Below are 23,155 nucleotides of genomic sequence, written 5' to 3'. Positions count from 1 at the left end.
TTATAGGGAGTTTACAATCTGTTTATCTATTAAAAGTTAATTAATTTTTTACTAGTGTTTTTCCTTTCTTAACCTTTAAATCTGCTACTATATTTAAAGCTTCTTCAATATAAATATCTTTACTAAGATTTTTGTGCCAAATTTCACGCTTTTTAGCTAAAATAGAATCCTTTTTTAAAGCTTCTAATTCATAACTAGGAGATGTAAAACTTAGATTATTTTTATAATCGTAAAGAGCTTTAAATTGATTGCTTTCTTCTTCTCTCATTTTTAGGTCCTCAGCATATTTATCGTAATTTAAATAAACTATAGTGTCATCTTGTCCTTCCTTTAACCATTTTGCATTGGCATCAATTAACTTAAATTGCTCATTCTCTGCAATTCGTTTTTTACTCTTATTTATAACTTCATCAAAATTTAAATATCCATCCCAAGTTTTATACGCTGCACTTTCTATTTTATCCCACTTTAAGGAATTTTTTTCATCACGTTCACCAATATCCATATAAGCATATCTATCTGGCAAAGCCACATCAGAAACCACACCTTTAAGTTGTGTAGACCCTCCGTTAATTCTATAAAATTTTTGAATGGTCATTTTTAATGCCCCTAAATCTTTCTCATAGTCAAAATATCTATTAAGAGCTAATAAGTTTTGAACAGTTCCTTTACCATAAGTTTGTTTACTTCCAATAATAACAGCTCTATTATAATCTTGCATAGCGGCTGCAAAAATTTCTGAAGCTGATGCTGAAATTTCATTTACAATAATAACCAAAGGTTTGTTCCATTGAATTCTATAATCTTTATCTGAACGTACTTTAGGTTTACCATCTTTATATTTTACTTGAACAATAGGCCCTTCTTCAATAAAAAGCCCTGCAATATCTATTGCGGTATCTAAAGATCCACCACCATTATTACGTAAATCTATAACTAAACCTTCAACATTTTCTTTATTCAATCTATCAACCTCTAAGGCCATATCTGTAGCAGAATTTCTAAAATTCTTTTCACTAAAATCGATATAAAATTTAGGTAAATCAATAACACCAAATTTTCTATCATCCATTTTAACAATACTAGTTTTAGCAAATGTTTCTTCAATTTCAACTACATCTCTAGTAATAGGAATTATCTCAATAGAACCGTCTAATTTTTTAACTGTAAGTCTAACTTCAGTACCTTTTTTCCCTTTTATATATTCAATGGCATCATCTAAACGCATGCCCACTATATCAAGAGGTTCTCCATCTTCTTGTGCTACTTTTAAAATAATATCACCCACTTCAAGGTTGCCATCTCTCCAAGCTGGTCCTCCTGAAATAAGCTCATCTACACGAGTATATTCTCCTTTTCGTTGCAGTCTGGCTCCAATCCCTTCGATTTTCCCAGCCATATCAATATCAAATCTCTTCTTAGTTCTTGGAGCAAAATAAGTAGTATGAGGATCAAACTCTGTAGAAATACTATTAATAAAAACGGCATACCAATCTTCATCATCTTCCTCATCCTTATAACCAAAAAATTCTTCCATGCTCTTTAAAGTAGCTTCTCTAGCTTCAACTTCAAGCTCTGCAAAAGATTTTACTTCAACAGAATCTTCTTCTTTTATTTTATCTTCTTGAGCTTCAATTTTACTATGTAAACGTGATAAAGTAGATAATTTAAACTGTTTTCTCCAATTAACTATTAAATCAATTTCATTTTTAGGAAACTCTTTTTCATCATAATCAACATCAAAAGTCTCGTCTTTACTATAATCGAATGGGTGTTTTAAAATTTCTTTGTAAAACCCTTTTGCCTCTTGTACACGTTGTAAGTATTTTGAAGTAACTACCCTATAAAAAGTCAGATCTTCAGATTTAATCTGATCATCAATTTGAAATTTATACTTTTCAAACGATGCTATATCTTCTTGTGTAAAAAAGCGTTTTGCAGGATCTAACCCTTCTATAAAATTATTAAAAACTGCTTCAGAAAAGTCATCATTAATAGTATGCGGTTGGTAATGTCCTTGAGTTAAAGCAGATCTAACTAAGCCCAATAATATCTTTTCTTTTTCAGGATCTGGATCTGGTTTTAAATTAAAACTCAACAATAGTCCAGCCACTAAAATTATTGGGAGTATAATTTTATAATTCGATTTCATAAATTTTATTATTTTTTTCATTTAAATACAAACAACTACATAATCAGTTTACTAAAATAGTGCCAATAATTGAATATGTAAAGGTTTTAACACATTTTTTGCAATTGATTTAAAAATTGCAGCATCAATGCTTATGCTAAACGAGCATATTTAAAATCTATTATTATTCAAGTGTTAAAGAAATAGTAAAGGTGATTATAAACTACTTTAGAAGAAAAAATGGTAGTTTTGTAAAAACTGAGAATTACTAATAAAAATGAATAGAAAACCATTAATTTTAGTTTGTAATGATGATGGAATCACTGCTCCTGGCATAAGAACCTTAATTTCTGTAATGAATGAAATTGGCGATGTAGTGGTTGTTGCTCCTGACAATCCACAAAGTGGAATGGGGCATGCCATAACCGTAAACACAACATTAAGATGTAATCCTATAACAGTAGATGAGGGACCACAATTAGAGTATAGTTGTTCTGGTACGCCGGCAGATTGTGTTAAAATGGCAGTGAATGAAATTTTAAATAAAAGACCAGACATTTGTGTGTCTGGTATTAACCATGGTTCAAATGCTTCTTTAAATGTAATCTATTCCGGTACTATGAGTGCTGCTGTTGAGGCTGGTATTGAAGGAATACCTGCCATTGGTTTTTCTTTATTGGATTACAACTGGGATGCTAACTTTGATGCTTGTAAAGAATATGTAAAAACAATTACTGAAAACGTATTACAACAAGGATTGCCAGAAGGCGTTGTATTAAATGTAAATATTCCTGATTTAAAAAAAGAAGAAATAAAAGGAATTAAAGTTTGCAGACAAGCTCATGGCAACTGGAAAGAAGAATTTGAAAAACGTGTTAGTCCTCAAGGAGAAGACTATTATTGGTTAACAGGTCAATTTGTAAATCTTGATAAAGGTGAAGATACTGACATGTGGGCGTTGGAAAATGGTTATGTATCATTGGTTCCTGTTCAATTTGACATGACAGCACATCATTACATTAAAAATTTGAATACATGGAATCTATGAAAAAAGAAATAATTATTGGAATTTTAGTTGGTTTGGCGGCTACTGCTGGTGGTTTTTATCTCTATGTAGAGTATGCATTAGAAGGTACATTTGAAGAGTCTCTTGCAGTTTTAAAACAAAATAGCCTTTACGGACAAGTATTAAGTATTGCTGCAATACCCAACCTAATTGCTTTTTTTATATTTATTAAAAAACGTCAAGATTATAGGGCAAGAGGTGTGCTAATTGCAACGTTGGTCGTTGCTTTAATGATATTGGTGGCTCAGTTTGTTTGACACCCCTAAAGTCCCCTCAAGGGGACAATCGTAACTATTAAATTTTCTAGTCCTGAAAGACTTCAACCTATTCATTACAATTTTCACAATAGGTTTTCCTTAAGTATTCATCTTCTAAAAGTTGAAAAGTTACTCCACCATCATTAATGGAATTAAATATTTTACAAAATCTTTTTTGATTCATATTTATTGCGTTTAACATGATAGTTCGATAATTAGATGATGCTGTTAATTCAGGTTTTATTAACGTTAAGTTTAAATAATAAAACAACAAATCTTCATCTACGGTAACACTTCTCACTTTTTTATCTAACAAATTAACTGCTTTATCGTGATTTGAATAATAGGTTAAAAATTGTGCAAGACTCAAATAATCATAATCAGAAAGAGGAAATTTTTTATAATTCTTTTCAATATAAGCAACCGATTTGTCTTTATTGGTATAATCTCCTTTACGCATATATTGCTCACTTTTAATAATGTGATAATTGACCATCATCCTATCAATCAAAATTTGCTTTATTCCGTAGTTTTTCAATTGATAAATCTGTCTTTTAAATTTCTCGGCATCAACAGGTTGGGCGTTGTGCTTAAACATTACCATTTTTAAAGCAACAAGGTTGTACTTTACTTCTTTATCTCTTGGTACTAATTTTTCAAGCTTTAATAATTCATTATAAGCAATTAACAAATAACTTTGTTTTAATAGAAATTTATTTACACTGTTTTTATTTATAAAACGGGCATACTTAGCTTGTTGAGGCACATTCATCTTATTAAGAATATCAGGCGAAGATTGACTCTCCTTTAATTTCTCAAATATTGAATTTTGAATGTCATTGGCTATTTCAACATCATTAGCTGCTAAAACTTTATTAAACAAGGATATCAGCTCTTCCGTTGATTTATCATTATATAGATCTTTCTTTTCTAATTCTAATGTAATTACAGCCTTTCTATGGTTTTTTAAATAGGGTTCTAATTCCTGAGCAAGATTACCTACCAATTTACTTTTTATAGCCACCTTACTTAAGGTTTTTAAATTAGCATGTTTTGTATTAGAAATATCGTTTAAAAAATCTACCCAATTTTCGGAGGAGTTTACTTCAGTTGTAATGGTAGGTTCTTGAAAAGTTTGTAAGGCATCTGCAATACTTTTAGCCCGTTGTTCTTGTAATTCTATATTCCTTTCTAAACTTCCTTCTACTGATGAGTACGCTCTTATATTTATTGTTTTAATATTAAATTCTGTCAATCGCAAAGAATCATACATCGGTTTTATATCTTCTTTTGAATAGGTAGCTTTATTTTTTTCAAAAGGAATTTCAAACTTGAACGTCTTGTATTTTGTTACAAAACTCTCTTTATCCGCTGGTTTTATTTTTTTGGTTTGGTAGGTCAATGAATCCAAGTACATACCCATGTCCAATAAATCCCAAGGATAACGTTCAATTTCATAAACACGTTGGTATCTACATAAATTTTTATTGTTTAAAAATAAAATATTAAACTCTAATTCTTCAGAAACAAGAGCTTCCGGTAATGTACCTACCAATACTCTAAATGTTCCTTTTCCAAACGGTTTTAAGCCTTGCTTTAGTTTTTGCATATATACAGGCTTTAACAACATACCTTTAATTTGGGTGTCTGCTATGGCTTCTTCAGCACAATCATAAAGGCTTTTAGGTACAACATCTATGGCAATACCATCGCCCACTTTTTTAAAAAGTTGTAGAAAAAACTTTTTGTCGTTAATTTGAAAATAGAGGTTGTTTTTTTCTTGTTGCACTGAAAAACCAACTTCTTTAGGCTTTTGATTAAAAAGCTGATTATAATATTGGCATTTTTGGTCTCTGTCAGCTTGTGGAAAAACAATGTCGTATGTGTTTTGACTAAAAACTGTTGTACAGAAAAGAGATAAAAGGGTTAGGTTTAAGAAATGTTTTTTCATGGATTGTTTAGCGTTTTACTGAGTAGGTAATTGTAAAGTTAAGAAAAAAACCAAACTATTCTGAATAGTTTGGTTTTTAATTGAATTCTAAACTTATTAAATTTAAGAAAGCGAAATTCAGATACTTTTGAATATTTCCCACTTCCCATTATTTTTTTCTAATAAAATTATATTTTCAACAGAATCTAATTTGTCATAAGTATCCCTAACAAATAAGATTGCTTTATTCCGTTCTTTATTCAATAAAGCCCTACTAAACTGTAAAATTCCTCCGTAATTTAATTCTAGTGTTATGTCATTTCTTGAAACTTCATCAAGACTAACAAACTCAATGAATTCATATTTCTTGGTTGAGTATTGTTCTATATCCTCTGGTAAATAATCTAATGTTTGACTTTCAATCTGATAAATAAATTTGAAATCTTCTGGTAATTTTACTTTTAACTCTTTAAAATTTACATCTAAGTGCTCTTTTTGCACATAAAGTCTTAATGGATTTATAGTGTCCATTTTACTAGGGAGAGGTCCTTCAATACCTCTTTGAAATTCTTCAAAAGTTGGAGGTCTAATACTTCTAAAGTTAAATATTTCTTTAGATAAAATATCAGTATAAGTATCTTTAAATAAAGAATTTGTATTTTTTCTACTCGAACAGCCTATAAAAGTTATAATAATAATAAAGAATATAGTGTTTTTAGTCACAAGGGTTTTCATGTGTGTAAGTTTTAATTATTAATGCTAAACCGGCAAGGTTTTCAAGTTCTCCTTGATTTATATATCCATTTAACTTACCTCTATCACCTAAACCAGTCCAAGCATAAAACTTGTAATTTTCTAGAGGATGTATGTTTTCATCAAATTCTCTTATTCCTAATGTCAATGGATCTATAAAATACTTCGCCATGTAAGTACGCCCGGAATAAGTAAGGACATCATATATATCATTGTTAAACTCTATCTCTTTAGGTTGCGATATTTTGATTATTTTAGGGAAGTCAATGGTATTATTGATAGCATTATTTTCTTCGATTTCTTTTTCTTGATATAATAATACTCCGAATGTTTGACTTAAGCTTGTAAAAAAATACCTTGCATAACATCTTCAATATTATTAGTCCTATACATCAAGGTATAAATGTGGGCTCTGGTTATTTGTGATTTTATCTTATCTATTAAGGAGGATTTGACATTTTTATCAGCAAATAAATGAATTTGTAATCTTAACATTAATTCAGCCGATATTCCATCTTTATATACAAAAAGAGAATCTGCCAAGTTTTCAATTTCAACTAATGTATCTTCTATATAAACATTTTCATTAGAACATACTTTAACATTGAAAAATGGTGTTAAACTATTATAGTTTACTTCCAAATTTGAATCAGGTAGTTCAATAGTGCATTGTGCTTTTACGCATACAAATGCAGAAAAATAAAGCATAAACACCAAACAACATTTAATCTTTATCATAAGTGTTTTTCATGTAGTTTTAATCAAATTAATAGATAGCTTTTATTCGTTTATCAATTTCTTCAATTTCTTGAAAAACCAAACCTGTAAACCTTTCTTTTTCAATAGCCTTTTTTAATGGTTCAGATATGTAATATCCTATAAACATTGAGTCAATATTTAATATCCTTATTAAATCACTATTCATTTTTCGAAAATCAAGGAAAATTTTTTCAAATTTTAGAGTATTCCCCAGGTTTATAGTTTTATCCCATTCTTTTTTATAATCAATATAATCTTCAAATCTTTTTTTTATTCCACTGCCCAAATTATCATTTGATAATTCAAAGGTAGATTTTTCAAAATCAATTATATCTATATCACTTGGATATGACAAATGAAATAAGTAATAATTATTTATTGTACTGTTTTTTTTTAAAACTTTTAAATTCCAATATTGAAAATCATTTATACTATCGTTAGATTTTAACATAGAAATAAAACTATGATCCAAGATTAAAAATACACTTCTATTTATGTAAGTAACACTAATCAAATTTGTCAATTTGGCCTTATTATCCAAAATTAGCTCTGGTAGTTTAATGCTATTGATAGGAGCATTAAAACCTAAACCATATTCTTGAACACTTCCTATTTCATTAAAACTAGTAGATTGCGGATATATTCCAACTTCCTTAAAGTCAATACTTACCGATAAATAATAATATTTCATAATTTAATTTATTAAATCTGCAATTTGTCCTAAATTTTTATTAGGATTGTTTTTTATTAATATAGTCAAATCATTAATAAAACCTGTAAGTTTTTGGTAAGCAATTTCATTGTTAGGAGAAATTGTACTTAACTGAATTAATTTTTGTTCAATTTTTAAACTGTATTTTGCGTGTTCCGTTAAATGGTTGCTTGAAGGCAAGGGTATTCCATTTAGTTTCTCACTTATATGAAAACGTTTGTATGTGTATCATTTTTAACTATTTTAGATAAATTAGAGAATATTGTATTTTCTTCAGGAGTAAAATATTCCATCAACACACCGTAATCATGTAGTCCAGTCCATGCCCAATACTTATAATTATCAAAGGATACGTCTTTTCGTCAAATTCTCTTAGACCGGACGCTATTGGATTTACATAGAATTTTGCCATAAAAAACTGGCGGGAGCGGGGGTTAAATAGAATAAGTACTATTTTGTGCTTACGGCTTACTTTCCCATTCGTTTTTACTAGAATTATAAAGCAGCATATCGTCAAATCCAATATTAAAATAGACTATAAAAACTGTATCATTTAATTTTTCGTAATAAGGACCTTCTCCCATTTCTAAATCAGAATTAATGTCAATGACTGAATTCGGTAAATTTCCATTCCTAAATTTATAATTTTTCACTTTTTGAACTATTATATCGCCTCTTTCCTTATAATCATTTAGTTGTGATTTTCTTAAAAAAAAGTATGCAGCTATAATCAAAATTAAAGATCCTGAAATGGAAATAACTATTTTTTTCATTTGATTCTATTTTGTGTATATAGGGGTTGTCGTTTTATTTGTTTTGGTCGGTTTATTTCTAGAGTCTTCATCTGGTATACTGTCATAATTTGGTGCATCATCGGGCTGAGCACCTATAAGTATATCATTTAAATAATTAGCTAATTGCTCACCAAAACTTAAATTACTTTCAGAGTCGAAATAATTTATTGCAAATTCAGCTCCAAACTTGTCACTTGGTAAGTCTTCATAACTATATGCAGAATGTTCAGCTACAACAGAATCTGATAGTTCTTGATAGAAACCATCCTGAACAGCCTCTCCAATTGGATTACCTACATCGTCAAGTTGGTATTGATAAGCCGTACCAGCGTAAAACATAAAATGTGCCATATCTATCCATCCTCCTTTTTTAGTATAAATATATCTCCCTTTTTTTGTGTTAAAATATCCTGTTTGTGTAGGAAGAGGTCGCATTTGTTTCCAATTAAATTTTGTTTCACCCAAACTTTTTAAATAATCACTTGCCTCTTTCCCTTTAAATTTTCCAACACCTCTAGGGCTATTATCTAATAGCTTCTTAAAATCATCAACTGTGCCTAGATATGTCTTCACTGGCTCTTCATCGACAAAATCTGATGACCCTGAATCTATTTCAATTCCATCCATTAATGTTTCAACTGCAGCTTTAGCCAAATTTATTGCCTCTTGGCTATCATCATTTTCTTCCAAAAAATTCTCAAAATTGTTTATTACATCTTCATTTTGGCTCATAAGCCAAGCTTTGGCTTCTTGTTCTAAACCTAAATGATTGGCCAATGCCATATTTTTTGACAAACAACCGTGAACGGGATCATTACAAGGATAAACAACAGATGTTGAAGACCCACTAGAGCTTCCTCTACCGCTTCCTCCAACATTTTGTCCTCCAACATTTTGTCCTCCAGACCCACCACCGCCTGAACAAACGTAACTCCTACTAACGGTATAATTACCTTTTCCATAATGGGCACAGCTAGGGTTATTGTCATTAAAAGCACCATGCTTTCCACAAACCCTTAATGTATAAACATTTACCCAACTACATTCCGGTGCAACGTATTTTCTAATATCGTTTATTTTATTGATTAGTTCGTCGAGGTTTTTTTGATAAGCTGTTTTAAATATTTTGGCATCAAATTCAATATTATCCCCATTTTCAATGAATGAGTAGTCCTCATATCTCATAATATAACCTCTAATAGAATCATTACGTTTTTCTATAACTAAGTTTTCAAAAGTTCGTACACTTTCTTTATTTGTTATTATTCGAAAAGTATATGAAATTAAACTGTCTGTAGTAATTTTGTTAATGGTAGAAAAATCTACTTCAACATCGGTATTTTTTTGGACCGAACTCTTTTTGAAATTTTGGTCATCTACATCTTTAATGGCTATAAATTTTGAAGTTAGTTCAATAAAGTCGGGTATTTCTTTTGCCTCTTCAAAATTATATTGTTCTATTACAACATTATCGCTTTTTAAATTTGGAATAGCAACTTCTTCTTTCTCACAATTTGTCAACAACACAAATGTAAATAATAGTGTAAGTAATCTAAAAGTGTTGTTCATAACAGTAAGGTTTAAAGTTAGTAGAATAAAGCAACTTTGAATCCTATAATCTATAGTTGAGTTGTTGGCAAATTAATAAACTTATTTTAGTTTTTATTACGGTTTGACCGCAAATTTTTACGGTTTGAACCGCAATCAAGTAAGGTAATCACACACCTTTAAGCAATTGTAAGGCAAAACCTTACTCCAAATCAGGTTTTTGCCTATTTGCCTTTTTCTGAGACAATCGTTTTTTAGATTTTAACCGTTTTCGAATTGCCGATTTTGATGGCTTTGTGGCTTTTCTAGGTTTTACTTTTTTTAGTCCGGTTTTTATAAGTTCTAAAAAACGTTCAATAGCAATTTCTTTATTTTTATGTTGACTACGACTATCGTCACAAAAAAGAATGAGTACATTTTCTTTGGTAAGACGGTTGGATAACTTTTTTAATAAAATTGCTTTTTGTTCTTCAGTAAGCACACCAGAACCTTCGATATTAAAAGTCAACTCTATTTTAGAAGATACTTTATTTACATGCTGACCACCGGCACCACTACTTCTTACAGCTTTAAAAGAAAGTTCTTTTATTAGGTTTTCTATGTTCATAATCTCTCAAAGAAATAACTAAGGTTTGTATTATTTTCATTTTCCATTAGTAAAAAAACGAAACAAAAAAATCTAGTCTGTACAAGTAAATAGCCTGACATCAAACTGTTTATAAATTCATTAGTTGTTGCGTACAGACCTAACTAAATACTTAGTAATCAAAATTTGAACTAAAGTCAGTATTCTGATGCAAAAAATGCATATCTAAATCTTCTAAATTTTTTGAAAAACTATCTAAATCTGAATGTTCAGCCAAAATTTTATCAATGGCTTTTGTTGCAGTTTTTAATCGAGTACGCAAATCTCCTTTTAATAAAATATACGGACGATTGTATTTTTTTAATGCGTTTTCAAATGCAGTAAACATTTCTTCTCGCAAATCGGGTCGGTCGCGTAAATCATCAGCTTCCCAAGGTGTATCGATATAGGTTAACAAATATAAGTCATAGGTATTATTAATGGCAGCTTCGTCTAATTTAGGATTTACAAATCCTCCATAGTATTCTTCAGAATATACTTTGGTTTCAAGCAAATCGGTATCACAAATAAGCACTTTATCAGCTTTTTTTGCCAATTTATTTTCCAATTTCATTTGACCCTTTGCAATAGGTAATAAATCAGAGTTTTCGCAAGTTTTGCGATAATTATTCCATTTATTTTGAAGGTATTCACGAGCATATTCTGGCACCCATACGGTATTATAATAACGTGCTAACTGTTCTGAAAGTGTTGTTTTTCCAGTTGATTCTGGTCCAAACAATACAACTTTTACAATGTTTGCATCTTTGGTTTGTCTAAGCTCTTTTTCCATTCTTTATATCCTAAATAAGCTATTACCAATAATACGATAAATTGAATTCCTGTAAATCCAAGTCCTTTTACAAAATATAAAGGAATAGCTACTATGTTACCAAATATCCACAATATCCAATGTTCTATTTTTTTTAGAGCCATTAACCACATTGCAGCAAAAAAGATTCCTGTAGTAAAGGTATCTAAAAATGGGGTTATTTTTCTAAAATCTTCTAAACTTCCTGAAGTCATATTTTTAATAGCATAAGAAACGCTCTCTGAAAAATTTAAATGATTAGGCATTACGTTATAATATCTATAGACTACAATTACAAATAGTGAAGTAAAAAGAAAAATGCCTAAAGCTTTTAGATTATCAGAAGTAGTTGTTCTAGATATAGGTATATGATTTTTCTTATCGTCAATTACTTTGCTCCACATATACCAACCAAAAATACTCATTATGGTATAATAAATATTGATAATAAAATCTCCATAAAGTACAAATTTGTAACAGATATAAATATAAATACCGGTACTAATAATCCCTAATGGATATACTAAAATATGTTCTTTTTTACCAAACCAAACCCCTACAACGCCAAATAACATGGCGGTAAATTCAAGAAAAATATCTAGTGTTGATGCTTCTCTGTAGGGTGCTATAAAGAAATCAATAATTTCGTTCATAGTCGTGTCTGTCGGTTTTAACTATTTTCATATACACCAATCCGATATCAATTTTTTCGAAAGACTTTTTTATTTCATCTTTAAGTATACCAAAAACTTGATCGTAATCGCCATAAACTTGTGTACTTAATGGATTTTCTAATACTGTGAGTCCACTGTTTCTAAGTACTTTTATAAAAGCAATAATTTCCTCTTCATAATTGTCTTGTAAAGGACTAAAAGTTAATTCAACTGAAATTTTCATCGTGTAATGTATTTAGAAAGTCAACATCTTGTTCAAATGCGGTGCCTACAACTACTACATCAGCACCTGCTTTATAGGCATTTAGTAACTGTTCTTTTGATCGAATACCACCACCTACAATTAATGGAATATCTAATGTTGCTTTTACTGTTTTAATTATTTTTTCACTAACAAAATTTTTTGCTCCAGAGCCGGCTTCTAGGTAAATAAGTTTTTTACCAGCATATTGCCCTGCCAAAGCGGTATGTGAAATAAGTTCTATATTTTGTTGCGAAATTGGTTTTGTGTTACTTACTTTTTGAACAGAAGTTTCTACACCTCCATCAATTAAAATATAACCTGTAGAAATTATTTCTAAACCCATATTTTTTAATTTAGGAATAGATTTTACCTGTTGATGGATTAAATATTCAGGATTATCACCAGATATTAATGATAGAAATAACAATGCATCTGCTTTATCACTAAGTTGCGTATAATTTCCAGGAAAAAGAACAACTGGTAGTTGAGTGTGTTCTTTTAAGGCATCAACTAATTTTTCAGTAACTCCATTTTGTACTGTACTTCCTCCAACAAAAACAAAATTGGCTTTTTTATTAATTTTTTCTACCAAAGGCTTAATGCTAGTTACTTCTATTTTATCAGGATCTAATAAAATAGCTAGTAATTTTTTACCCTGTTGGGCACAATCAATTATATGTTGGTATATATTCAAGAGTATTTTTTTGAAACGTCAAATATACGTATAGAAATTTAGCTGTTAATTAATAACTTGATCCATTGCATAAGTACACATAAACCCTTCAAATTCTAAAAAATAAATGCGATACGTACTTTTTTTATTTTTATAAGTAATTGTAGCTGTTGTTTTTGCAGCATCAAAGGTAAAATCATCAACATAAATGTGTTGCAAAAAACTAAGACCTTCTTGTTCGTAAATTTTATAAAGAGCTTCTTTTGCCCCCCAAACAATAGTTAATTTTCGAATCAATTCATCTTCATTATTAATATTTTTATAATCTTCTACTGTAGTAAATTTATGTGCAATTCTAACAATTTTATCACGCTGTTTCTCAATATCTATACCTACATGTTTGGTTTTGCTTAAAATAATTCCAGTAAAAATAAAAGAGTGTGTAATCGAAATAAAGGTACCATCTTTTAAGTGAGGTTTTCCTAATTTATCATAATATAAATCGGCATCAACATAACCTTCTTCAGCTAGTAAATGTCTAATACTCATAAATCCACGTTTGTGCAATTCCGATTTCATTCCATCCACTCGGTTTTGACAATGTGTAGTGAGTGTAATACCTTTATTTAAATTTTCAAGTGACTCTTCAATTTTCCAAATTAATACCTTAGTGGTTTCATTAACTTTTAGAGTTTTATATAGCGGCATAGATTTATCAAGTTATTTTGTAACTTTGCAGTCCAAAATTTTAATTTTAAAAAAACAACAAATATATGAGTACCAAGACAGAAACATATATACCTTACAAAGTTAAGGATATTTCTTTAGCAGATTGGGGAAGAAAAGAAATTGAATTAGCTGAAGCTGAAATGCCTGGCCTAATGAGTCTCCGTGAAGAATATAAAGATGAACAACCTTTAAAAGGGGCTCGTATTGCAGGATGTTTGCACATGACTATTCAAACTGCGGTACTTATTGAAACACTAACAGCTTTAGGAGCTGAAGTTACTTGGAGTTCTTGTAATATTTTTTCTACACAAGACCAAGCAGCTGCAGCAATAGCAGCAACAGGAGTACAAGTTTACGCTTGGAAAGGAATGTCTGAAGAAGAATTTAATTGGTGTATTGAGCAAACTTTATTCTTTGGTGAAGATAAAAAGCCTTTAAATATGATTTTAGATGATGGTGGAGATTTAACCAATATGGTTTTAGACAATCATCCAGAATTGGTTTCTGAAATTAGAGGATTATCTGAAGAAACAACTACTGGTGTTCATAGATTATATGATAGAATGAAAGAAGGCACTTTAACCATGCCTGCTATAAACGTGAACGACTCTGTAACTAAATCTAAATTTGACAACAAATATGGATGTAGAGAAAGTGCTGTTGATGCCATAAGAAGAGCAACAGACATTATGCTTGCAGGAAAAAGAGTTGTTGTTTGTGGTTATGGAGATGTTGGTAAAGGTACGGCCGCTTCATTTAAAGGTGCTGGTGCAATAGTTACGGTTACTGAAATAGATCCTATTTGTGCATTACAGGCTGCAATGGATGGTTTTGAAGTTAAAAAATTAGAAACTGTAATTGAAAAAGCCGATATTGTTATTACTACTACTGGGAATAAAGATATAGTTACTGGAAAACATTTCACAAAAATGAAAGACAAAACTATAGTTTGTAATATTGGTCATTTTGATAATGAAATTGCAGTAGAATGGTTAAATACAAATTATGGTAATACCAAAGTAGAAATAAAACCTCAAGTTGATAAATATACTATTGATGGTAAAGATATTATTTTATTAGCAGAAGGTCGTTTGGTAAATTTAGGTTGTGCTACAGGTCACCCAAGTTTTGTAATGAGTAATTCATTTACCAACCAAACATTGGCTCAGATAGAATTGTGGAAAAATCACAAAAACTATGAGAATAAAGTATACATGTTACCTAAATATTTAGATGAAAAAGTAGCTCGTTTACATTTAGCAAAAATAGGTGTTGAATTAGAGACCTTAAATGAAGAACAAGCCAACTATATTGGTGTAAAAGTAGAAGGACCATATAAACCAGATTATTATAGATATTAATAAATTGTTGGGGCATTAGCTCAGTTGGCTAGAGCACTACGCTGGCAGCGTAGGGGTCATCGGTTCGAATCCGATATGCTCCACATCAAGCAGAAAAACCACACTTTCGTGTGGTTTTTTATTTTATAAGAAATTTAAGAAAGCGAGCTTTCTTAAATTTCTTATAAAATAAAAAAACATCATCCAATAGGATGGTGTAGTTTTGCTATTTGCAGAATTGGAACTTTTTCGGAAAAACGTAGTTAATCCTTAATTTAACAACAAGCTTGTTTGAATATTTTTGAACAAACAACTATTTTGAAATAAGTTCAATACAACTCAAAAATTTCAATCAACTACATAACTAAGTCTTTAAACCCTATTCTTTACTACTACAATAGGAACTTGGTTTTCAAAAAAACTGATAATTAAAGAACTGTAATCAATATTTTCTTTTACTAAAGTAATGAGTTTTATAAACAACAAGACAATTACTTTTAAAAGAGTTAACAATTCCTTAAAGATTACTTGTCAAATACTTCATACGCATTCTTGAGGGTATTTTCTAATTTTCGACTCCTATAGGTAAATAAAAATACCTAATGAATCAAGTCAGTAAAAATGAATTAAAATGTATAAGATATTTAGCTCAAGAAATGTCTAAATCCGAAAAAGCTGTCTTTGAAATAGAACTTAAAATAGATCATGAACTTTATGATACATTCGAAAAGTATAGAATGATATGGGAAATTTATCCTATTGAAAAAAATCATTTAAATAATAAATTCTCATCCAAAAATAATAAGAAAAATATCTTTTTTTTAAATAATAAAATCTCTAAAGAGCTCAGATTTATAGTAGTTAGTTTGGTAATAATAACTAGTTTAATAGGCGTATACTACTCCACAAAACAAACTGTAATATACTCTAACCATATAACCGCTGGTAATAGCGGATATAAAATGATACTATTACCAGATAGCACTAAAGTATGGTTAAATAAAAATAGTGAAATTAAATATCCTAATTTATTCAAAAACACAAGAGATGTATGGGTTTTTGGAGAAGTATATTTTGATGTAAATCATGATAAAAACAAACCCTTTATAGTTCATACAGAACACCTAAAAATAAATGTTTTAGGTACTGCATTTAACGTAAATACATTTACAGAAAACAAAACAGTTTCTTTAGAGAGAGGTAACGTAAATATTTTTATTAAACAATCTTCCGATAAACTAAACTTACACCCTAATGAAGAGCTTGTTTTTAATACAGAATCAAGAAATATTACTAAACGAAATTTTATTTTAAAAGACGTATTGTCATGGAAAGACAATTCTTTAATCCTAGACGATATTCCTCTAAAAACAGCTCTTCCTAAAATTAACAACTACTTCGGAACTCAATTTTATATAAACGATAAAAACATAGCTAATAAAAGAATAACTGGAGTATTTAAAGATAAAGATTTATCCCAATTTATTAATTCATTAGAATTCATCATGGATATATCTATCCATCATCTTACTTCTAATAAATACATAATTAAAACAAAAGAAGATGACTAAACAAAATAAAGCTAAAGAATTAATAAGTGAAGATATGCTTTTGTTTAAAAAAATAAACAAAGGAGATTACGAAGCTATCACTTTACTATTCAAAAAATACTATAAAGACTTGTGCAATTTTGGAAAAACTTATGAAACAAATATTCATGTTATTGAAGAAAAAGTAGCTGATGTTTTCATAGCTCTATGGGACAATAAAAACAAATTAAATGAAATTAATAATCCAAAATCATATCTCTATGTAATCGTAAAAAACAACCTTAGAAAAATAACTACAACACATCATGTAGATACAATCCGTATAAACAATCATTTTAAAACACCAAGTATTGAAGATGAAATAATTATTAAAGAACAAATGGAAATCAATAAAAATATAATCACCAACATATTAGATGATATTCCAAAAAGAACTCGTCAAGTATTTGAATTAAGCAGAATTGATGGATTTAAGTATAAAGAGATATCAGAACTTCTTGAAATAAGTCCAAAAACAGTTGAAAATCACATGGGTCTAGCTTTGAAGTACATAAATAAATCAATGTCTAAATACAAAAATAAATAAAAAACATCTTCACAATCTCAATAAAAGAATATACAATGAAAATAAAAATTACTATTATCCTATTGGCGTTTGCTGCATTAATTTTTTCAAATTTATATGCAGCCAATTTACATCCAAAAGTGAATTATATTAATCTCTACAATAATCAAATAAACCTACATTTAAAAAGTATTAAAACTAGTGACGTATTTGCACTTATAGAAAAACAGTCTAACAAAAAATTTATATACATATCAAATGAACCTTTTCTTGAAAAAAGAATATCTATTGATGTAACCAACCAAAGTCTTGAGGATGTTTTAATCATCATCAAAAATATTCTTCCTATTGATTTTAAAATAGTTAAGAATAAAATTCTAGTAAAAACCATTAAAGCGAATATCAAAAAATCTAATCAAGAAAAAAGAACAATAAAAGGAACTGTTGTGGATGACACAAACATGCCAGCAATTGGAGCAAATGTTTTTGTTGAAGAGTTAAAAATAGGTACTATTACTGATTTTGACGGTAAGTTTAAAATTACAATTCCTACATCTGTAAAAAAACTAATAGTAACCTACCTAGGTTACAAAAGAAAAGAAATACTTCTTGGAAGTAACTCAACACTCAATATTAAATTAGAAATAAATTCTTCACAATTAGATGAAGTAGTAGTAACAGGACAAGGAGCAAGTGTAAGCAAGAAACGTTTATCCAACCATGTAGAAACTATAAAAGCAGTTGATCTTGAAAAAATTCCTGCCCAACGTATAGATCAATTATTGTCAACTAAATTACCAAATGCTCAAATTAATTTAACAGGAGGACAATCTGGAGCAACATCAATAATTAGAGCTAGAGGTATTAACTCCGCATTTTTAAGTTCAACTCCTATATTTTACATTGACGGAGTAAGAATGGATAACCTAAATACAACTAGTACATTAGGTGGTGGAAGTTCACAAGGAGCAGCAATAAGTTCTATTGCTGACATTCCAATGGATAATATTGAAAGAATAGAATATATAAATGGTGGTGCTGCTACTACTTTATATGGTTCTGATGCAGCAAATGGAGTAATTCAAATTTTTACTAAAAAAGGAAGTAGAGAAGGTTTTCAAATATCCGTATCTTCTATAGCTGGTGTTGTTACACCAACAACAGATTTTCTATATTTCAAACATACCAAAGATTTACTTTTTAAATCTGGATCCTATCAAAAATATAATTTAAGTATTAGTGGAGGAAACGATAATGGGTTTGGATATAGTTTTTCTGGAAATTATTTGAATAATAAAGGTGTTCAGATTCATAATAATAATGCCAACGAAAAACTAGATTTCAGTACTGGGTTTCGTGCTAAGATTGGTGATAAAGTAACATATAAAAGTTCATTCATATATGTTAACAATTCTTTTAAACGAAATAGAAATGGCAATCAAGGGGGGTACACAGGATTATGGTTTACAGAAAGTGGTGCTTCTTTGAGAAATGGTTTTAATAACAGACTAGACGATTTAACACCTGAAGAATTTGAAGCAATAAAAACTTATGTAGATAAAGCAGAAGAATTACAAGACAACCAAATAAATGTAAATAGGTTCACAACATCACAAAGTTTCAGTTATCGTCCTTTCAATGGTTTCGAAGCAAAGTTTACTGGAGGTATTGATTTCAGAGTACAAGATGATCAGACAATTCAAACAAATGAATATCTTACTCATACCACACAAAGAAATGTTCAAGGTGAAGGTAGTATTGATAATGTAACCAGAAAATACTTCGGAATCACCCTAGAACTTAACCTTCAACATAAATTTAAAACAGGCTCGTTTTCGTTCATTTCTACACTAGGAAGTCAATTATTTAGAAATAAAGATCATCAAATTCAATTTAAAGGAAGTAATATCCGTGATGGTGCTCAAACTATTAATGGAGCTGCGATTAAAACCAGTAATGAATACTTAAGTGAAGTTTTAAATTACGGAATTTATATTCAAGAAAATATAGGTTATAAAGACAGACTCTTTTTAGACCTTGGTGTAAGGGGTGACAAAAATCCTTCTTTTGGTGACAACATTGGAACTCAATATTATCCAAAAATTGGAATGTCATGGATAGCTAGCTCAGAACCATGGTTTACAAAAAAATCAATAATAAACTCACTAAGATTTCGATCTAATTATGGATTAGCAGGAAACTTACCACCTGCATTTGTTAACGAAAGAACTATAGATTTTGATGGGTTTAGAGAAGGACAAGTTGCATTTTTTGGACAACCAGGAAATGCAGATTTAAAACCAGAAAAAACTACAACTTATGAATTTGGTATCGATATTTCTTTATGGAAAAATCGTGTTCAATTTTCAGCAGGGTACTACAATGCCAATACAAAAGACGCATTATTTTACGTACCACCTACACCATCAAGCGGTTTTTCTACTAGTCAATTATACAATGTAGGTGAAATAGAAAATAAAGGATGGGAGATTAGTACAAATTTAGTACCTATACAAACTAACAATACAACTTTAGCTCTAAACATATCTGTAAATACATTAAAGAATCTTGTAGTGAATTCAGGTGGTATAGCTCCTTTTAATATTAATGGATTTAGTTCAAGAACTATTCAAACGGTAGTAGAAGAAGGGTACCCAATTGGATACATAAGAGGTAATCTAGGTAAGTTTGATAACAATGGTATTCTAACATCAACAACTGCACAATCTTATTTAGGTACTACTATTCCTAACTTATATGGTAATATTGGACTTAATTTAAATTATAAACAACTTACCTTCTTTGCTAATGCAAACTATCAAAAGGGAGCCTACGCTAACAGTTTTGATCAACAATTTCGATTTCTTTATGGAGCTTCAGACGACATTGTGCCTCAAGCAGAAGTTGATGCAAACGGAACTTCAAATTGGTTAAATTTTACAAACCTATTTACTGAAAAGACAGATTTTTTAAAAATTAGAACTATTGGACTAAATTACAATTTAATTCCAAAAAATAAGAATAGTATAAAATCAATTTCTATTGGCCTGACAGTAAATAATCCATTAAACTTTACCTCGTCATCATTTGATCCTGAGGCAACAATCAGTGGTTCTGCTACTGGTCAAGGAGGAGCTTCAACAGGTGGTATTTCATATGCTACATACTCTGCTCCACGTCAATTTTTAACATCATTAAAATTCAATTTCTAAAAAATAAAATCATGAAAAGAACATATATTTATATATCACTATTATTTTTAATTATTACTTCATGTGTAGAAAACCCAAATGTTACAGAAGATGTGTTTTTTGACACTTACAATCCCAGCAGTAGTTGGGTAAATGGTCTTAAAAGGCAACTAGCTCTAACAATGAATCAAGTGGTAATAAATTCCGAAATGACTTCTGATAATTATTTTAATAATTACACTCTTTACAGTAAAGTCTTTGATAAGCCTGAAATAGTTTTTACAGATTTAGATGTAAATAGAACTCAAGTAGAAATAGGCGTTTTAAGAGAAATGGCTGAATATGCCATTGAAACAGTCTTACCAAAAGATTCTGAAGCTGTTGATTCAGACTGGTCATATGCTTATTTTTCAAAAGCTTATGCACTTATTTTAGCAGGAGAAAATTTTATTGGCCTTCCAGATGAAACTAATGGAATTGTTCTTTCTTCAAAAGAATTACTTTTAAAAAGTCTCTCTTATTTGGATTTGGCAATTGAATACGAACCAGATATTAGCACTCAAAAAGTTTACGAACTATTAAAAGCTAGAGTGTATCGCTCTTTAGGAGATACTGTAAATGCAAAACTTTATGCATCAAAAATTATTGGAGAAACAGAATTACTATTTAATGTTTATTTTGATGGAACCAATGGTGTAATTAATGAAATGCAAAACGCCACTTTCACAGCAAGCGAAAATAGATTTGCTCCACTACCTCGACTAGATTTTCTCGATCCAAAATATTACGATGAAGGTACCGCAGTTTCAGATCAAAAACCTATAGCTTTAGTAAAAGCAGAAGAAGCCTATTTGATATTAGCTGAAGCTCTTACTACTGAAAATAAAATTACAGAAGCCAAAACGATATTAAAAAATTTAATCACCGATGTAATTGAAAATAGACCTATCGCTTATATAGATGATAGTCGTGAATTAAGAAATGGAAGTAATCGTGATGATTATCCTAAAACTGCAGTTAATATTAGATTTGACAACACCAAACCATATTTGCCGGATTATGTTTTGGATCGTCAATCAGGAAAAATTAAAATTCATACTATATCTGGTACTAAAGTGACTACTAGTGACATTAACAATATTACTACACTAGATGAAGGTTTGTATTTAATATATAGATTGCGTCAAGAAATATTTATAAGTGAAGGGAGGCGTTCTGCAGATTTAGGTATTAAATTTCCTGTTTCTGAAACAGAACAACAAAACAATCCTAATATTTCTGATAAATTTACACAAGCTCTGATCCCTAATTTTATACCATTAAATTTTGAACTTGACAATTTCTTGGTAGATTCTAAAACTGGAAACATTACAATACTTCATGATATGAACAGTGTTTTAGTTGCAAATAAAACATCCGAATACGTTCTTCCTTTTAATTAAAAACAATTATGACAACATTAAACAAGATAATTTTTTCAATAGCTCTATACTTAATTTCAATTAGCGTATTTTCTCAAAATCATAAACACCTAGTAATAATAAGTATTGATGGTTTTAGGCCTGATTTTTATTTAGAAAAAAAATGGCCGACCCCTAATTTGAAATCTTTAGCAAAAAATGGAGTATATGTCAACGGCGTTAATGGTATTTTTCCAACAGTGACTTACCCCTCACATACTACATTAGTAACAGGAGTTGGTCCAGATAAACATGGTGTGTATTACAATACAGAAATTGACGATAAAGGCCAATCTAGAAATTGGATATATGATTTTTCAAGTATACAAGAACAAACGTTATGGGAAGTTGCAAAGGAAAAAGGATTAACAACTGCTTCGGTCTCATGGCCTATAACTGCTAATTGCCCATTTATAGATTATAATATTCCAGAAATATGGTCATTTCAAAATCCATTAGATAGAAGAGATGCAACCAAAAAATATGCTAATCCAAAAGGATTATTTGAAGAAACAATAGATAATGCCACAGGAAAATTAGATATAGATGAATACAATTTAACTTCATTAGCAATGGATCAAAATTTAGCTAGAATAGCTTCCTATATTTTAAAAGAATATAAACCAAATTTATTAACTATTCATCTTCCTAATACTGATGGTGCTCAACACAAACAAGGACGTGAAGGAGATTTAGTAATGAAAGCTATTGCAGGAGCTGACCAAGCGGTAAGTACAATCATTGAAGGACTAAAAAAGGCTGATTTACTAAATCAAACCGACATAATTATAACTGGAGATCATGGGTTTGTTACTGTACATACTACCATATCTCCTAATATCTGGTTAAACCAATTGGGATTATTAAGTAAAGAAAATAACCAAAAAGACAAAGCTTTTTTCTTTAGTACAGGAGGTTCTGCATTTTTACATTTAAAAGATAAAAATGATAAAAATACATTACAAAAAATAAGACAAAAACTAAATAATTTACCCTATTCTATAAAAAAAATGTTTCGAATTATTTCAAAAGAAGAAATGATAACTAGAGGGGCAGATCCTAATGCAGTATTGGCCATTTCAGGTACAAATGGTTATGGTTTTAGTAACAAAAGAGATGGTAATTTACTAAACAATACACATGGAGGTAAACATGGATATTATCCTGATAATAGAAATATCCAAACCGGATTTATTGGTTTTGGTCCTAGTTTTCAAAAAAATCGTTTAATTCCTGAAATTCAAATTGAAGATATAGCTCCATTAGCTGCCAAACTATTAGGAACCAATCTAAAGAATTCAAAAGGAGTAATTTATAAAAGCATGCTAATTTCTAAAAAATAG

23 protein-coding genes and 1 tRNA gene are annotated in these 23,155 nt (G+C 29.7%); 9 read left to right on the top strand and 15 right to left on the bottom strand.

Annotation, left to right across the window (positions count from 1 at the left end; genetic code table 11):
- Positions 1-40 precede the first annotated feature (40 nt).
- Complete coding sequence (locus tag EGM88_RS10020; protein ID WP_238988420.1) at positions 41-2,152, bottom strand: carboxy terminal-processing peptidase; 2,112 nt, start codon at positions 2,150-2,152, stop codon at positions 41-43.
- A 256-nt stretch (positions 2,153-2,408) separates the two neighbouring features.
- Between EGM88_RS10020 and surE the strand changes: the two genes are divergently transcribed.
- Both surE and EGM88_RS10010 read left to right on the top strand, forming a co-directional pair.
- Positions 2,409-3,179 (top strand): 5'/3'-nucleotidase SurE, encoded by a 771-nt coding sequence (surE, locus tag EGM88_RS10015; protein ID WP_123898084.1) that lies wholly within the window; start codon positions 2,409-2,411, stop codon positions 3,177-3,179.
- Positions 3,176-3,454, top strand: a complete 279-nt coding sequence (locus tag EGM88_RS10010) for a hypothetical protein (RefSeq protein ID WP_238988419.1) — start codon at positions 3,176-3,178, stop codon at positions 3,452-3,454. Before surE ends, EGM88_RS10010 begins: the two co-directional genes overlap by 4 nt.
- A gap of 67 nt (positions 3,455-3,521) precedes the next feature.
- On the opposite strand, the gene EGM88_RS10005 is transcribed toward EGM88_RS10010, so the two are convergent.
- The 14 genes from EGM88_RS10005 to EGM88_RS09940 form a co-directional block, all read right to left on the bottom strand.
- Positions 3,522-5,405 carry an OmpA family protein gene (locus tag EGM88_RS10005; RefSeq protein WP_123898081.1) on the bottom strand — a complete coding sequence of 628 codons (1,884 nt, stop codon included), beginning with the start codon at positions 5,403-5,405 and terminating at the stop codon, positions 3,522-3,524.
- 117 nt (positions 5,406-5,522) lie between these two features.
- Entirely contained in the window at positions 5,523-6,119 is a 597-nt protein-coding gene (locus EGM88_RS10000) for a hypothetical protein (RefSeq protein WP_123898079.1), read from the bottom strand.
- The gene (locus tag EGM88_RS09995; RefSeq protein ID WP_123898077.1) at positions 6,100-6,309 is read right to left on the bottom strand and encodes a hypothetical protein; all 210 of its coding nucleotides are present in this window, start codon (positions 6,307-6,309) and stop codon (positions 6,100-6,102) included. The genes EGM88_RS10000 and EGM88_RS09995 overlap by 20 nt, the downstream gene beginning before the upstream one ends.
- Before the next feature lie 164 nt (positions 6,310-6,473).
- Positions 6,474-6,875 (bottom strand): hypothetical protein, encoded by a 402-nt coding sequence (locus EGM88_RS09990; protein WP_123898075.1) that lies wholly within the window; start codon positions 6,873-6,875, stop codon positions 6,474-6,476.
- Positions 6,876-6,903: 28 nt separating this feature from the next.
- On the bottom strand, positions 6,904-7,587 hold the full coding sequence (locus EGM88_RS09985) for a hypothetical protein (RefSeq protein WP_123898073.1): 684 nt from the start codon (positions 7,585-7,587) through the stop codon (positions 6,904-6,906).
- 3 nt (positions 7,588-7,590) lie between these two features.
- Positions 7,591-7,788, bottom strand: coding sequence for a hypothetical protein (locus EGM88_RS09980; protein ID WP_123898071.1), 198 nt, complete (start codon positions 7,786-7,788; stop codon positions 7,591-7,593).
- Between the two features lie 281 nt (positions 7,789-8,069).
- On the bottom strand, positions 8,070-8,381 hold the full coding sequence (locus EGM88_RS09975) for a hypothetical protein (RefSeq protein WP_123898070.1): 312 nt from the start codon (positions 8,379-8,381) through the stop codon (positions 8,070-8,072).
- Positions 8,382-8,387: 6 nt separating this feature from the next.
- Positions 8,388-9,971 carry a hypothetical protein gene (locus EGM88_RS15930; protein WP_203229451.1) on the bottom strand — a complete coding sequence of 528 codons (1,584 nt, stop codon included), beginning with the start codon at positions 9,969-9,971 and terminating at the stop codon, positions 8,388-8,390.
- Between the two features lie 181 nt (positions 9,972-10,152).
- On the bottom strand, positions 10,153-10,557 hold the full coding sequence (gene arfB / locus EGM88_RS09965; RefSeq protein ID WP_123898068.1) for an alternative ribosome rescue aminoacyl-tRNA hydrolase ArfB: 405 nt from the start codon (positions 10,555-10,557) through the stop codon (positions 10,153-10,155).
- 151 nt (positions 10,558-10,708) lie between these two features.
- On the bottom strand, positions 10,709-11,368 hold the full coding sequence (locus EGM88_RS09960) for an AAA family ATPase (protein WP_123898066.1): 660 nt from the start codon (positions 11,366-11,368) through the stop codon (positions 10,709-10,711).
- A complete protein-coding gene (pnuC, locus tag EGM88_RS09955) occupies positions 11,326-12,039 on the bottom strand; it encodes a nicotinamide riboside transporter PnuC (protein WP_123898064.1) in 714 nt (237 codons plus the stop codon). Before pnuC ends, EGM88_RS09960 begins: the two co-directional genes overlap by 43 nt.
- A complete protein-coding gene (locus EGM88_RS09950; protein WP_123898062.1) occupies positions 12,023-12,283 on the bottom strand; it encodes a thiamine-binding protein in 261 nt (86 codons plus the stop codon). The genes pnuC and EGM88_RS09950 overlap by 17 nt, the downstream gene beginning before the upstream one ends.
- Positions 12,267-12,998 (bottom strand): geranylgeranylglyceryl/heptaprenylglyceryl phosphate synthase, encoded by a 732-nt coding sequence (locus tag EGM88_RS09945; RefSeq protein WP_123898060.1) that lies wholly within the window; start codon positions 12,996-12,998, stop codon positions 12,267-12,269. The genes EGM88_RS09950 and EGM88_RS09945 overlap by 17 nt, the downstream gene beginning before the upstream one ends.
- 45 nt (positions 12,999-13,043) lie before the next feature.
- Positions 13,044-13,685: a 4'-phosphopantetheinyl transferase family protein gene (locus tag EGM88_RS09940; RefSeq protein ID WP_123898058.1), complete on the bottom strand. Its 642-nt coding sequence runs from the start codon at positions 13,683-13,685 to the stop codon at positions 13,044-13,046.
- Between the two features lie 65 nt (positions 13,686-13,750).
- On the opposite strand from EGM88_RS09940, the gene ahcY reads away from it, so the two are divergent.
- The 7 genes from ahcY to EGM88_RS09905 all read left to right on the top strand — a co-directional run bounded on the left by ahcY (position 13,751) and on the right by EGM88_RS09905 (position 23,155).
- Positions 13,751-15,067, top strand: coding sequence for an adenosylhomocysteinase (gene ahcY / locus EGM88_RS09935; RefSeq protein WP_123898056.1), 1,317 nt, complete (start codon positions 13,751-13,753; stop codon positions 15,065-15,067).
- A gap of 9 nt (positions 15,068-15,076) precedes the next feature.
- Positions 15,077-15,150 (top strand) — tRNA-Ala (locus EGM88_RS09930).
- A gap of 498 nt (positions 15,151-15,648) precedes the next feature.
- On the top strand, positions 15,649-16,617 hold the full coding sequence (locus EGM88_RS09925) for a FecR family protein (RefSeq protein WP_123898054.1): 969 nt from the start codon (positions 15,649-15,651) through the stop codon (positions 16,615-16,617).
- Positions 16,610-17,182: a sigma-70 family RNA polymerase sigma factor gene (locus tag EGM88_RS09920; protein WP_123898051.1), complete on the top strand. Its 573-nt coding sequence runs from the start codon at positions 16,610-16,612 to the stop codon at positions 17,180-17,182. Before EGM88_RS09925 ends, EGM88_RS09920 begins: the two co-directional genes overlap by 8 nt.
- Positions 17,183-17,217: 35 nt before the next feature.
- A complete protein-coding gene (locus EGM88_RS09915) occupies positions 17,218-20,373 on the top strand; it encodes a TonB-dependent receptor domain-containing protein (RefSeq protein ID WP_123898049.1) in 3,156 nt (1,051 codons plus the stop codon).
- A gap of 11 nt (positions 20,374-20,384) precedes the next feature.
- Positions 20,385-21,794: a tetratricopeptide repeat protein gene (locus tag EGM88_RS09910; RefSeq protein ID WP_123898047.1), complete on the top strand. Its 1,410-nt coding sequence runs from the start codon at positions 20,385-20,387 to the stop codon at positions 21,792-21,794.
- A gap of 8 nt (positions 21,795-21,802) precedes the next feature.
- On the top strand, positions 21,803-23,155 hold the full coding sequence (locus tag EGM88_RS09905; protein ID WP_123898045.1) for an alkaline phosphatase family protein: 1,353 nt from the start codon (positions 21,803-21,805) through the stop codon (positions 23,153-23,155).

The organism is Aureibaculum marinum, from assembly GCF_003813905.1.
Lineage (GTDB): Bacteria > Bacteroidota > Bacteroidia > Flavobacteriales > Flavobacteriaceae > Aureibaculum > Aureibaculum marinum.
This window is presented reverse-complemented; position numbering and strand designations above follow the sequence as displayed.

Bases quoted from the DNA above. Each gene is read 5' to 3' on its own strand.
- EGM88_RS10020 (WP_238988420.1), bottom strand. From the start codon at position 2,152: ATGAAATCGAATTATAAAATTATACTCCCAATAATTTTAGTGGCTGGA.
- surE (WP_123898084.1), top strand. From the start codon at position 2,409: ATGAATAGAAAACCATTAATTTTAGTTTGTAATGATGATGGAATCACT.
- EGM88_RS10010 (WP_238988419.1), top strand. From the start codon at position 3,176: ATGAAAAAAGAAATAATTATTGGAATTTTAGTTGGTTTGGCGGCTACT.
- EGM88_RS10005 (WP_123898081.1), bottom strand. From the start codon at position 5,405: ATGAAAAAACATTTCTTAAACCTAACCCTTTTATCTCTTTTCTGTACA.
- EGM88_RS10000 (WP_123898079.1), bottom strand. From the start codon at position 6,119: ATGAAAACCCTTGTGACTAAAAACACTATATTCTTTATTATTATTATA.
- EGM88_RS09995 (WP_123898077.1), bottom strand. From the start codon at position 6,309: ATGGCGAAGTATTTTATAGATCCATTGACATTAGGAATAAGAGAATTT.
- EGM88_RS09990 (WP_123898075.1), bottom strand. From the start codon at position 6,875: ATGATAAAGATTAAATGTTGTTTGGTGTTTATGCTTTATTTTTCTGCA.
- EGM88_RS09985 (WP_123898073.1), bottom strand. From the start codon at position 7,587: ATGAAATATTATTATTTATCGGTAAGTATTGACTTTAAGGAAGTTGGA.
- EGM88_RS09975 (WP_123898070.1), bottom strand. From the start codon at position 8,381: ATGAAAAAAATAGTTATTTCCATTTCAGGATCTTTAATTTTGATTATA.
- EGM88_RS15930 (WP_203229451.1), bottom strand. From the start codon at position 9,971: ATGAACAACACTTTTAGATTACTTACACTATTATTTACATTTGTGTTG.
- arfB (WP_123898068.1), bottom strand. From the start codon at position 10,557: ATGAACATAGAAAACCTAATAAAAGAACTTTCTTTTAAAGCTGTAAGA.
- EGM88_RS09960 (WP_123898066.1), bottom strand. From the start codon at position 11,368: ATGGAAAAAGAGCTTAGACAAACCAAAGATGCAAACATTGTAAAAGTT.
- pnuC (WP_123898064.1), bottom strand. From the start codon at position 12,039: ATGAACGAAATTATTGATTTCTTTATAGCACCCTACAGAGAAGCATCA.
- EGM88_RS09950 (WP_123898062.1), bottom strand. From the start codon at position 12,283: ATGAAAATTTCAGTTGAATTAACTTTTAGTCCTTTACAAGACAATTAT.
- EGM88_RS09940 (WP_123898058.1), bottom strand. From the start codon at position 13,685: ATGCCGCTATATAAAACTCTAAAAGTTAATGAAACCACTAAGGTATTA.
- ahcY (WP_123898056.1), top strand. From the start codon at position 13,751: ATGAGTACCAAGACAGAAACATATATACCTTACAAAGTTAAGGATATT.
- EGM88_RS09925 (WP_123898054.1), top strand. From the start codon at position 15,649: ATGAATCAAGTCAGTAAAAATGAATTAAAATGTATAAGATATTTAGCT.
- EGM88_RS09920 (WP_123898051.1), top strand. From the start codon at position 16,610: ATGACTAAACAAAATAAAGCTAAAGAATTAATAAGTGAAGATATGCTT.
- EGM88_RS09915 (WP_123898049.1), top strand. From the start codon at position 17,218: ATGAAAATAAAAATTACTATTATCCTATTGGCGTTTGCTGCATTAATT.
- EGM88_RS09910 (WP_123898047.1), top strand. From the start codon at position 20,385: ATGAAAAGAACATATATTTATATATCACTATTATTTTTAATTATTACT.
- EGM88_RS09905 (WP_123898045.1), top strand. From the start codon at position 21,803: ATGACAACATTAAACAAGATAATTTTTTCAATAGCTCTATACTTAATT.